Source organism: Halomonas sp. DP4Y7-1, from assembly GCF_019800705.1.
Lineage (GTDB): Bacteria > Pseudomonadota > Gammaproteobacteria > Pseudomonadales > Halomonadaceae > Halomonas > Halomonas litopenaei_A.
Window position 1 is genome coordinate 206550 of the sequence record NZ_JAHVKS010000008.1, and the last position, 12136, is coordinate 218685.

The following is a 12136-nucleotide window of genomic DNA, read 5'->3' on the forward strand; positions in this document are numbered from 1 at the left end:
CCCATGGACCTGACTCTGCTGGGCCTTGCCGGCCCGTCCACGACCAACGTCGCACAGGCCTCGTCAGCAACGGATGGCCAAGCCTCCTCCGGCGGCGACTTCGCCGAGCACCTGGCCGCGGTGGCCGGGCTGGCTTCCTCGACGACGCAGCCTGGCGTGCAGGGGTCCCACAGTGGCGACCGCGGGGGCAGCGCAGCCTCGAAGGACGGCGATCAGAACATGGCTGGGGAACTCGTCGCGGCCCATCATCCTGATGCCGCGCTGCCTGGTCTCAGCATGGCCCCCATCGCTATCCACGGCGAAGGGATGCCGGCAAGCGGTGAGCTTGCCATGGCCATCGCCCGCGCATCGGCGATCCAGGCGCACACAGTGACAGCCACGACAGCCAGTACTGGCCAGGGCGCTGGTCTCTCCCGTGCCGATGTCACCAGCGCGGCCCAGCTCACCGCAGGTCAGGCCAGCCTAGGTTCTCATGCCGCCGGTCCGCTCACCCCCACTCTGACGGGCCCTTCTCTGGCCAGCGCGGCCCAGGGCGCGGGGGCGATGCCATCACTGGCAGGGGGCAAGCTGAACGCCGTCACGGTACATCAGGCGTCAAGTGAAGGCGTGATGGGCGGCGCGTCGGACCGCGCGATGGCCACCTCCGTCGATCCTCTCGCCCTGCATCTGACGCCTCGCGGCGAGCATCCGACCCAGGCGACTACCAGCGCGGCCCAGCCGTCATCGCCGCTCGCGTCAGCGCCGCCAGCGCCGGTCTCCGACGCCGCTCAGCCGCCAGCGCCAACGACCCTGGCCAGCGGCATGTTGCAGGGTGCCAGCGAGGCTGCCGATCAGCCTCGTAGCGAAAGCTCGCTTGAGGCTCGTGCAGCCACCGATGGCCTGGCAGCTCCGGCATCCTTGAACAGCCGCGGCGCGGCTCCCCTGGCGGCGTCACCGCTTCCCGCCACCGCCGCAGCACTGTCCCTCAACCACAACGCCTGGCCTCAGCAGCTCGGCCACACCCTGGCGCGTCTTTCCAGCCAGGCCGGCGATGCCGAACAGAAGATCGAACTGCGCCTGCATCCTGCCGAGCTGGGGTCCCTGGGTGTCACTCTCAAGCTCGGCGAACATGGCGCCCAGGCGCAGTTCTTCTCGGCCCATGCTCAGGTCAGGCAGACCCTGGAGCAGGCCATCCCACAGCTGCGCGAAGCGCTGGCGGAGCAGGGTATCCAGCTCGGTGACGCCTCGGTCAGCGACCAGGGCACGCATCCGGGCTCCCAGGGCAACGCCCAGGACAGCGCCGCTGGTGGGGGCCAGGCCGCACTGGCCAGCGCTCCCTCCACAGACACAGGTCTCCAGGAGGCCACTTCCCGGCAGGCGCCGTCACTGCCCCTCGGCGAGGGGCGTGTCGATCTCTATGCGTAACGCTGTCGAGGCCTAGAGCATTGGTAAAAGAGTGCTCTGGTGAACTAGAGCTCTGGTGAACTAGAGCGCTGGTGGAATCGCGCCTCGATGAAACAATATCCCAAGATAAGCACGAACTTGGTGCCTGTTCTTGCCATCGACACGCACCCTCAAACGGCATACTGAGGGTGCGGCACATCCGCGTGTACCCATATTTCCCGTACAGGGACAACAGGCTCAGGACTTCAGGACATGGCGAAATCTCGACGGCTCATCTGGTTGCTGGTGATCCTGGTCATCCTGGCATCCTTCGGGGCTGCAGCCGGCTTCTACCTGCTCTACCAGGAGAAGGCCAAGACGTCCGCTCACGCCAGTCTCGAAGATGCCATCGGCGACACTCTGGTGGATGCCAGCACCTCGGCACACCCTGCGGTGGCGCCCATCTATCTCAAGCTGGAGCCCTTCACCGTCAACCTGGCAGATGACGACGATATTCCGCGTCTTCTGTATGCCGGCATGACGCTTCAACTGACCGATGAGCAGAGCCTGGAAACCCTGGAGCAGCACCGCCCCCAGGTGCGTAACAAGCTGCTGCTGTTGCTGTCGGACCGGGACGCCGAGAGTCTGGTGACGGCGTCAGGCAAGCGCGCCCTGGCCAGCGACATCGTCACGACCCTGAAGGACGTGCTCGGCCCCGATCGCGCCCGCATAGGTATCGACGACGTGCTGTTCACCGAGTTCATCGTCCAATAGGTCGCGATCATGTCTCAAGACGATCTCCTGTCTCAGGAAGAAATCGACGCCCTGCTCAAGGGTGTCAGCGGTGACGATGACACCGATGGCGAGGAAAGCGCGCCCCGGGGCCGCCTGCGCCCCTTTGATCCGGCCAACCAGCAGCGCATCATCCGTGAGCGGCTGCAGGCGCTGGATATCATCAATGAGCGCTTCGCTCGTCACTTTCGTACCGGCATGTTCAACCTGCTCAGGCGTAGCGCGGATATCACCGTGGATGCCGTTCGCTATCTGAGCTACAGCGAATTCTCACGCAACGTTCCGGTGCCCACCAACATCAACATCATCGCGATGAAGCCACTCAAAGGCTCGGCGCTGATCGTGTTTCCCCCCAGCCTGGTGTTCATGGTGGTGGACAACCTGTTTGGTGGAGACGGACGTTTCGTCACCAAGTCCGAAGGGCGTGAGTTCACCAATACCGAGCAGCGCATCATCCAGCGGGTCCTCAACCTCGCCATCGAGGGCTACAGCGAAGCCTGGAAGTCGGTCTATCCGCTGGATATCAGCTACCTGCGCTCGGAAATGCAGTCCAAGTTCGCCAACATCACCAACTCGCCCAACGAGATCGTGGTCAGCACCAGTTTCCACCTTGAAGTCGGCAGCCTGTCGTCCACCTTCCAGGTGTGCATGCCTTACAGCATGATCGAACCGCTGAAGGACCTGCTGACCAACCCCCTCAGCGAAAGCAGTCGTGACAAGGACGGCGCCTTTCATCGCCGCATGGCCGGTGAGCTGCGCCACCCTGAGGTCGAGCTGGTCGCCAACTTTGCCACGGTCGACTCACGAATCGCCGACGTGATGGCGCTTTCCGTCGGCGACATTCTGCCGCTGGACCTGCCCGACACGGTGACCGCTCAGGTTGACGGCGTGCCGGTGATGGAGTGCGAGTACGGTAGCCAGCGCGAGCAGCGCGCACTGCGCGTCCTGCGAATGTTCGATCACGCCGCCGGGCATCCCTCCGGCAATGCTTTCGTCAAAGGCACACGGCCTCCTTCCAAGGAATCAGAGCATGACTGACCCCAATAAGCCCGAAGACCAGGTCGGCGACGATGACTGGGCTGCCGCCATGTCCGAACAACAGGACAACGACGCCACCACGCCCGAGGACGATCCCTGGGCAGAGGCCATGGCGGAACAGCAGGCCGCCGACCCCAACGATGACACGGCAACCGCCGCCGACAGCCCCACCCCCAAGGCCGCCGGAGACAGCGTGTTCCGGCCACTGGGGGACAGCGCCAGCGCCAGCGGCACCCGTGATCTCGACATGATCATGGATATCCCGGTCAAGCTGACCGTGGAGCTCGGCCGCACGCGCCTGACCATCAAGCAGCTGCTGGAACTGGCCCAGGGATCGGTGGTGGAACTCGAAGGCCTGGCCGGTGAGCCGATGGACATCCTGATCAACGGCTATCTGATCGCCCAGGGTGAGGTCGTCGTGGTCGAGGATCGCTACGGCATTCGCATCACCGAGATCATCACCCCCTCCGAGCGGGTACAGAAGCTCAACCGATGAACGAGACGACCACCAGCGCAGCGATCGACGGTCTGGCCCAGGGCGGTGACGGCCTGCTGGGCCTGGCGATGCTGGGCAAGACGGCAGCCGCCCTGGCCCTGATCATCGCCATCCTGTTCGGACTCTCGGCCTTGATCAAACGGCGCAGCGGAGGCCTGCATGGCCAGCCAGGCAGGCTCAAGATCATCGGCAGCACCGCCGTGGGCCAGCGTGAGCGTGTCGTGGTCGTGCAGGTTCAGGATCGCTGGCTGGTGCTCGGCGTCGGCGCAGGCCGGGTCAATCGCCTCGACAGCCTGCCAGCACCCGAGGAGCCAGAACTGCCGGCATCGTCCGCTGCAGCGGACAGCTTCGGCGAGCGCTTCGCACAAGCCCTCAAGACCAACCTCGGACAGCGACCGCGTTGATGGGTATGGCGATGATCGACAGCCTGCTGCCTCACCCCACCGGCCGCCCTGGCGCGGGTTATTTCTGGCAGCCTCTGACTCGACGGTCACTGGCGCGACTACTGACACCGCTGCTGGCCGTAGTGCTGATGCTGGCCTTTAGCGGTCTGGCCGCCACGCCGGCGGTAGCGCAGCAGATCCCTGGCGTGATCAGCGAGCCCTTGGCCGACGGCGGCCAGAAATGGTCGCTGTCGGTGCAGACGCTGCTGTTGCTCAGCGCGATGGCATTTCTGCCGACCGCGCTGCTGATGATGACCAGCTTCACCCGCATCATCATCGTGTTGAGCCTGCTGCGCACCGCCATGGGCACCGCGTCCACGCCTCCCAATCAGGTCTTGCTGGGGCTGGCGCTGTTTCTGACCGCCTTCATCATGTCGCCGGTGCTCAATGACGTCTATCAGGATGCCTGGCTGCCACTGACCACCGATGCCATCGACTTCGGCCAGTTCATCGACATCGCCCAGCAGCCCTTCCGCGAGTTCATGCTCGGCCAGACCCGGGAGCCGGACCTGGCGATGTTTGCCCGACTGTCTGACGTCGGGCCCATGGCAGGCCCCGAGGACGTGCCCCTGCAGGTCCTGGTGCCGGCCTTCGTCACCAGCGAGCTGAAGACGGCCTTTCAGATCGGCTTCACCATCTTCATCCCGTTCTTGATCATCGACCTGGTCGTGGCCAGCGTACTGATGTCACTGGGGATGATGATGGTGCCGCCGGTGACAATCTCACTGCCGTTCAAGCTGATGCTGTTTGTGCTGGTGGACGGCTGGCAGTTGATCATCGGCTCCATGGCCGAAAGCTTCTACCTCTAGCACGCGCCAGCCACACCGCTTCAAGGAGATCCCCATGCACCCCGAGACCGTCATGAGCCTGGCCTATCAAGGAATGCGCGTGACCCTGCTGCTGGGTGCGCCGCTGCTGCTGACCGCCCTGCTCACCGGTCTGCTGGTCAGCCTGTTCCAGGCGGCTACCCAGATCAACGAGATGACGCTGTCGTTTATCCCCAAGATCCTGGCGGTGTTTGCCGTGCTGGTACTGGCGGGCCCCTGGCTGCTGGAACTGATCATCACCTTCACCCGGGAGCTGTTCAGCAATATCCCGGCCCTCGTGTCCTGACATAGCGTCAGTGAGCGGAACATGGCAAGTGACCGAATAGCAGGGAGCGCTGTGAAGATCATGACCACTGGAAACACTCGGCTCCCATGGTAGAGGTCACCTTCGACCAGCTACACGCCTGGCTCAGCCTCTTCCTGTGGCCCATGATGCGCATCACCGCGCTGATGCTGAGTGCTCCCCTGTGGGGTCACAGCGCAGTGCCGACCCAGGCCAAGATTGGCCTGGCGGGCGCCATCGCCATCCTGATCAGCCCCATGCTGCCCCCATTGCCCGATATTCCGATTGCCTCCTGGGCCGGCCTTGGGCTGGTGGTGGAGCAGCTGGTCATCGGGGTCGCCATGGGGCTGTGCATCAGGGTGCTGCTGGTCGTGGTGCAGGCCACCGGTGAATTCATCGGCCTGCAGATGGGCCTGGCCTTCGCCACCTTCTTCGATCCGTCCAGTGGCACCAATATGGTGGTGGTCTCGCGCTATCTCTACATGATCACCCTGCTGATGTTTCTGGCCATCAACGGCCACTTGATCGTGCTGGAGCTGCTGATCACCAGCTTCGAAACGCTGCCGATCGGCATCCAACGCTTCAATCCAGATGCTTTCATCATGCTGGCGCGCTACGGTGGCACCATCTTCGCCACCGGCCTGCTGCTGGCTCTGCCACTGGTCGCCCCCCTTCTGACCATCAACCTGGCGCTGGGCATCCTCAACCGGGCGGCTCCCCAATTGACGGTGTTCAACATCGGCTTTCCCACCTCCCTCACCGTTGGACTGGCGCTGTTGATGGTGCTGATGACCGACCTGGGCCGCTTCCTGCAGCACCACTTCCATCAGGGTCTGAACGTTCTGCAGTCGCTGCTCGAGACGCTGGCCCCGCTGTCGAGCTGAGCCCTCACGACGCCTTCACCCTCTCTGCTGGCTGCGGCATAAAGCGCCGCCCTGATGGCCTTATCACCCTGATAGCATTAGCGACTGCTGCTCGACGGCAGCATCCTGAACACTCGTCCAAGGGGTAGAGGTCACTCATGCGTTCGCCACAGCTTCGTGACGCCACGTCGCCAACAGGCTGTGCGCTAACTGCCACCACCGCCCTGGCCCGGCTGCCGGCGCTGGCTCCCTGCCTGCCGGAGTTTTCTGATATCGTCCCCTGGCCACGCCGCCGCGGCTGTCGCGCGGACGCCGTGGTGGGTTGGGGGCAGCGCCCCACCACCGCCAGGGCCAGACAGTGGGCGCTACGCCACCAGTTGCCGTTCATTGCGCTCGAGGAAGGCTTCGTGCGTTCCTGGGGGCCCGCGGCAGAGGGATACGCCAGTCATTCACTGGTGGTCGATCACAGCGGCATCTACTACGACGCTTCAGCCCCCTCCGACCTGGAATCCCTGATCGAACATGGCCGTATTTCACCCGAGGACGAGCTTCGCGCCAGCGGTTTGATCGTGCGCCTGTGCCACTCTCGCCTGTCCAAGGTCAACCACGCCCCGGACATACCGTTACCGGCGAGCCCTCGGCCACGCGTACTGGTGGTCGACCAGACCCGGGACGACGCCTCTATCGTCGGTGGCCTGGCCGACCGTCAACGTTTTCACCAGATGCTCGACCATGCACTGACCCGTCATCCCGATGCCGACATCCTGGTCAAGGTGCATCCCGAGGTCGTCGCCGGGCGACGCCAGGGCCATCTGGAACACGCGGGCCGCCACCCTCGCTGCCAACTGCTGGCCGATGACATCAATCCCTGGGCGCTGTTCGATGCGGTGCAGGCCGTTCACGTCGTGACCAGCCAGCTTGGCTTCGAGGCCCTGCTGGCGGGGCTCCCCGTCACCTGCCACGGCCTCCCGTTCTACGCGGGATGGGGCCTGACCACTGACCACCTCCGCTGTCCTCGCCGCCACCGGCGAGCCTCGCTGCAGCGTCTGTTCGCCGCCGCTTATCTGCATTACAGCCGCTACGCCAATCCCTATACCGGCGCCCCTTCCACCCTGGAGGACACCCTGGATCTGCTGGAAGACCAGCAGCGTCAGATCGACGCCGGCAGGGGGCATTGGCGGTGCCACGGCCTGTCACGCTGGAAGCAGCGGTTTGTCGGGGATTTTCTGGGACCCAAGGCGTGTGTAAGTCATCACTCACACGAGCGCATCAAGCCATCACCGCTGGCCACCTCCACGGAGCAGCAGCTGCTCTGGGGAAGCCAGACACCAGCAGCGACAGGGGTATCACGCATGGAAGATGGCTTTCTACGCTCCGTGGGGCTGGGCATCGACCTGGTCAGGCCGCTATCGCTGGTCATCGATCGCTGTGGCATTCACTACGATCCTGGCCGCCCCAGCGAGCTGGAACGGCTGATCGCCCACGGCCAGTTCAACCACCGCGAACTCGCGCGGGCATCCCGGCTGATCCAGCAGCTGCGACAGCTCAAGCTGAGCAAGTACAACCCTCACCACGAGCCTTCCCGCCTGCCTGAACTGCCAGGTGATCGACCGCTTCTGCTGGTGGTGGGCCAGGTGGAAAGCGATTCCTCGGTGCGCCTGGGCACCGGGCGAATCCGCACCAATGCGCAGCTTCTCAGGGAGGTCCGTCGGACGAGGCCTGACGCCTTTATTGTCTATCGCCCCCACCCGGATGTGATGGCGGGTGTGCGGCAAGGAGCGCAGGTGCCCTCGGACGACTGGGACAGGTTGGTCGCAGACGTCGATATCACGACCCTGATCGACAGGGTCGATGAGGTCCATACCATGACCTCCCTGACCGGCTTTGAAGCGCTGATTCGTGAGCGCCGGGTGGTCACCTATGGTATGCCGTTCTATGCGGGCTGGGGGCTGACCCAGGACCACGCACCGGCACCCGATCGTCGTGGCCGCAAGATCAGCCTGGAGCAGCTGGTGGTGGCCGCGTTGATTCGCTACCCCCGCTACGTCGACCCCCGCAGTCGTCAGCTCATCAGCGTCGAAACCGCCGTCCAGCTGTTGGCCAGGGCGCGCCAGAACCAGCCGGAACTCACCCTGTTTCAGCGCCTCTATCGCCTGACTCGACGCTACCTGCATGGACCCTACTGAGGACTTGCGAGATGACCGAGCCCCTTCGGCTGATTCTCATCACCGGCGCCACCGGGGCCATCGGTGGCGCCCTGGCCGAACACTACGCGGCGCCAGGCCAGCACCTGCTGCTACACGGCCGGCGGCAGGACGTCCTGGACACACTGGCCACACGCTGCCGCGCCAAGGGGGCCAAGGTAAGCCTGTTCAACGTTACCCTGGAAGATGATCAGGCCCGTCGCGCCTGGCTGGACAGCCTCAGCGCGACGCCAGATCTCGTGATAATGGCAGCCGGCATGAACACCGGCATCCGCGACGCTCGGCTCGATGAATGCACCGAGGCCGCTCGTCAGCTGATGGACATCAACCTGCGCGTGCCCATGGAAATGAGCCGCCAGCTCGCGACCGCCATGCGCCGCCGCGGTCACGGCCAGCTGGTCTTTGTCAGCTCCCTGGCCGCCTGGCATGGCCTGCCGTCCGTTCCCAGCTACAGCGCCAGCAAGGCGGCCATCAAGGCCTACGCCGAGGCGCTAAGGGCCCCCCTTGGCAATGACGGCGTCGGGGTCACCCTGGTCATGCCCGGGTACGTGGCGTCCGACATGGCGCGTGCCATGCCCGGCCCCAAACCCTTTATGTGGAGCGCGGAGCGCGCTGCAAAACGCATCGCCAAGGCAGTGGATGCCAATCGCCCCCGAGTCAGCTTTCCACTGCCGCTGTGCCTGGCAACCCAAGGTCTGACGCTGCTACCACCAGCGTGGGCCCAGCGCCTGCTGCAGCTTTTTGGCTATGGGATATCGCGCAAGTAATCCTCTGGTCATGACCTGCACGGCGCCTCACCCTGACGAGCAACGGCTCTACCCTCGCTCCCAGCGCCACGTTTTGTCACAACACCCATTTCCCTTTCTACGCCCACGTCCTTCCCTACACCCACGTCCTTCCCTACACCCACGTCCTTCCCTACACCCACTTCCTTCCCTGCACCCACGTCCTTCCCTGCTCCGGTCCCCTCACAAAGCCCCTGCTGACTCGCCCAGACAGCGATGGGTCTTTTTTTCAGCAAACACCGACCAACACTGTGCTCTTAATTACCCTTCTCTGCTTTTTTGAGCACTTTTTCGCCATTCAAAAGATGAAATAGCAAAAAAATGCAATCCTAATTCCATTTAGGCACAGTATATACATTTAGTTACTTTCTGATGCCTGATACTGGATAACACCTCATCCAACATGCGCATTTTCAGCCAAGGATCGGATGAAAAGGCTGATGTATTTCCCTTAATCAGCCGCCCCAAAGGTGTTTCTATCCCGAAAAGGCATTTCCATGAAACCGACCCTACCCCACCACTCCCCCGTCGCCCCGGCACCCTCACTATTGGCTCGCTGCCTGTTCGTCCCCAGCCTGGCACTCAGCCTGATGCCCGCTGCAGGGCTGGGCCAGACGCTTCCGACAACCGCAGCAGCAGGCACGCTCTACACGAGCTTCGAGGGCCGCCCCCTCACCTTGCAGCACTTCCAGCAAACGGCTCCTGGCAGCCCGGACAACCGTGTGACGGCGGTGCTCAATGGTCGTCCCATTGACCTCCTGCTACCCCTCGGTACACCGCTGGCCGCCGTGAACACCACCACGCCGATATCCCTGCGTGCTGACGATGGCACGCTGCTGTTCAGCGGAACGATGGGCGAGCTAGATCGCGATGAGACCCTGGCGCTAGCGTCCCGCCTGGGCATTCTCGACATCGATCAGAGCCTGTACGGAGCCCTCAAACAAGCCTTGGCACGCCACTTCCAGCCGGTCACCCAGCGCATCGACACGCATATGCAACCGCGCGCGCAGCAAGCTCTGACAGGTCCGGGCATCAGCGTCTGGACGACCAGCGAGGTCGGCGATCTGGACGGGGAAACAGACCACACAGGATATTCGGGAGATACCAAGGCGGTGCTGGCAGGGGTGGACTACCGCCAACGGAACTGGCTCGTCGGCCTCGCCGCGGGCCACAGCGATATCGAACTCCATGGCGACCGTGGCGGCCGCACCGACCTGGGAGGAGAGCTGGTCATGCCCTATGCGGCGGTGGCCCTGCTCGATGACCGCCTGGTGCTGGATGCCACCCTGCTGTACCAGGACCTGGATGGAGAGGCACATCGGGACTATCTGGCCGCCCCCATCGACGTGGATGGCCACCGCTGGGGAGGACGAGCCTCCGGCACCTACTATCTACCGCGCTATCACCGGGTCGACACAGGCCTTACCCTGGGCGGCGCCTATCTTGAGGACGACCTGGACGGGGACTACCTGGGGCAGCGCACTGACTATGGCGAGGAGACCGGTGAGGTCTTTGCTGGCGCCAAGTTGAGCACCCACTTCAGCGCGGGACGGGTCTATGGCCACCTGTTCTATCACTACGACCTGTCCAGTGACGTGGACGACGACGCCGACCACCTGGATGGCAGCGATGACGACCGTTTCGTCCTGACCCTGGGGGTGAACACCGCCTCGGCAAAGGCGTGGTCATGTCGCTGTCGGGACAGACCACGCTGGGCGCCAGCGACACCGAATACGACGTCATCAGTGCCTCACTGGCCTACACCTTCTGAAGCCGGCAGAACAGCGTGACTCAGTCCGCCAGTGCTGCGGCCAGGGCCTGTTCCCAGCGCCGGTCACGCTGGCCGCAGACGACGAAAAACGGATTGAGCAGTGACTCGCCACGATTGCAGCGCAGTGGCATCAACGTCTCGGCATCCAGCACCTCGCCTCCTGCGGCCGTGACCACGGCCTGGGCCGCGGCGGTGTCCCACTCGCAGGTGGGTGCCAGACGGGGATAGAGGTCCGCCTTGCCCTCTGCCACCAGGCACAGTTTCAGCGAGCTGCCCATGGACGTGCACTCGCTGGCGGGCAGGCCCGCACAGAAGGCCTCGAAGGCTTCAGCCCCGTGGCGCCGGCTGCCGACCACCACCCACGGCGCTACCGCGGGGTCCGGCAAGTCACGCACTCGAATAGGCTGGCGCACCGGCGCCTTGCCGCTGGGGGCCTGCTCGGTGCGCCAGGCGCCTTGCTGGCGATCACCGAACCAGGTCACCCCCAGTACCGGCGCGTGCACCACCCCGAGCACCGGTACACCGTGCTCGATCAGCGCCACATTGAGGGTGAACTCGCCGTTGCGATTGACGAACTCCTTGGTCCCATCCAGCGGGTCCACCAGCCAGTAACAGTCCCAGCCCAGCCGCGTCTCGGTGGCGATCTCGCCGGATTCCTCGGACAGCACCGGCGTGCCGGGCGTCAGCTGTTCCAGCAGCGCCACCAGCGCGTGATGGGCGGCCAGGTCGGCCTCGGTCAGGGGACTGTTGTCATCCTTGTGCTCGACGTCGAAGTCACGCTGATAGATCTCGAGCACCAGGCGACCGGCGTCTTCGACACCCGCGACAAGGGCATCCTTGTGTTCACTGCTCAGACTTACGGGCACGGAAGGCTCCTTGATGAAAGACTCGACCGAAGATAACAGGGCGAGCCGGTACCATGTACCGAGAAGGCAAGGCCTTCCCGGAAATCGAAGGTGTCAAGTTTACCGCGACTCACCGGTTCAGCGCAGGGGGGGGCGGCGGCTCAGCACGACTTGAATGTCATTCGCCGGAGTTAGCACCACTCTGGTCACTACCGACAGATTGCCGCTGTGTAACCTGTACAAAACTTGTTAAGACGCTACACCAATATTGGTACTACTAATCAAGGCTTACAGCTTGCCGCTGACCTTACACCGATTAAGGTCCATAAACGATGCTTATTTTTGACAGAATAAGAGTTTCAAGAACATTAGTTCTGTTAACATGAGGCACTACTCACTTAATCAACTTGTGCGCCGTAGGTGAAAT

The 12136-nt window shown here is 63.7% G+C and carries 12 protein-coding genes; 11 read left to right on the forward strand and 1 reads right to left on the reverse strand.

Annotated elements, in window-relative coordinates; translation table 11 throughout:
• Positions 1–3: 3 nt before the first annotated feature.
• From KUV72_RS15650 to KUV72_RS15700, 11 genes are all read left to right on the forward strand, one after another.
• Complete coding sequence (locus KUV72_RS15650) at positions 4–1404, forward strand: flagellar hook-length control protein FliK (RefSeq protein ID WP_222239031.1); 1401 nt, start codon at positions 4–6, stop codon at positions 1402–1404.
• A gap of 231 nt (positions 1405–1635) precedes the next feature.
• Positions 1636–2136 carry a flagellar basal body-associated protein FliL gene (gene fliL, locus KUV72_RS15655; RefSeq protein WP_222239032.1) on the forward strand — a complete coding sequence of 167 codons (501 nt, stop codon included), beginning with the start codon at positions 1636–1638 and terminating at the stop codon, positions 2134–2136.
• Between the two features lie 9 nt (positions 2137–2145).
• Positions 2146–3192, forward strand: a complete 1047-nt coding sequence (gene fliM, locus KUV72_RS15660) for a flagellar motor switch protein FliM (RefSeq protein WP_222162369.1) — start codon at positions 2146–2148, stop codon at positions 3190–3192.
• Positions 3185–3688, forward strand: coding sequence for a flagellar motor switch protein FliN (gene fliN, locus KUV72_RS15665; RefSeq protein ID WP_222239033.1), 504 nt, complete (start codon positions 3185–3187; stop codon positions 3686–3688). The genes fliM and fliN overlap by 8 nt, the downstream gene beginning before the upstream one ends.
• On the forward strand, positions 3685–4092 hold the full coding sequence (gene fliO, locus KUV72_RS15670; RefSeq protein ID WP_222162367.1) for a flagellar biosynthetic protein FliO: 408 nt from the start codon (positions 3685–3687) through the stop codon (positions 4090–4092). Before fliN ends, fliO begins: the two co-directional genes overlap by 4 nt.
• Before the next feature lie 128 nt (positions 4093–4220).
• On the forward strand, positions 4221–4940 hold the full coding sequence (gene fliP, locus KUV72_RS15675) for a flagellar type III secretion system pore protein FliP (protein WP_315857913.1): 720 nt from the start codon (positions 4221–4223) through the stop codon (positions 4938–4940).
• A gap of 34 nt (positions 4941–4974) precedes the next feature.
• Positions 4975–5244, forward strand: coding sequence for a flagellar biosynthesis protein FliQ (gene fliQ / locus KUV72_RS15680; protein ID WP_206943660.1), 270 nt, complete (start codon positions 4975–4977; stop codon positions 5242–5244).
• Positions 5245–5330: 86 nt separating this feature from the next.
• Positions 5331–6125: a flagellar biosynthetic protein FliR gene (fliR, locus tag KUV72_RS15685; RefSeq protein WP_222162366.1), complete on the forward strand. Its 795-nt coding sequence runs from the start codon at positions 5331–5333 to the stop codon at positions 6123–6125.
• A 137-nt stretch (positions 6126–6262) separates the two neighbouring features.
• Complete coding sequence (locus KUV72_RS15690) at positions 6263–8290, forward strand: capsular polysaccharide biosynthesis protein (RefSeq protein WP_222239034.1); 2028 nt, start codon at positions 6263–6265, stop codon at positions 8288–8290.
• 11 nt (positions 8291–8301) lie between these two features.
• Complete coding sequence (locus KUV72_RS15695; RefSeq protein WP_222239035.1) at positions 8302–9075, forward strand: SDR family NAD(P)-dependent oxidoreductase; 774 nt, start codon at positions 8302–8304, stop codon at positions 9073–9075.
• A 515-nt stretch (positions 9076–9590) separates the two neighbouring features.
• The gene (locus KUV72_RS15700; protein ID WP_222239036.1) at positions 9591–10883 is read left to right on the forward strand and encodes an autotransporter outer membrane beta-barrel domain-containing protein; all 1293 of its coding nucleotides are present in this window, start codon (positions 9591–9593) and stop codon (positions 10881–10883) included.
• Between the two features lies 1 nt (position 10884).
• Here KUV72_RS15700 and cysQ read toward each other — a convergent pair whose 3' ends face one another.
• Positions 10885–11730, reverse strand: coding sequence for a 3'(2'),5'-bisphosphate nucleotidase CysQ (gene cysQ, locus KUV72_RS15705; protein WP_315857911.1), 846 nt, complete (start codon positions 11728–11730; stop codon positions 10885–10887).
• Between the last annotated feature and the right edge of the window lie 406 nt (positions 11731–12136).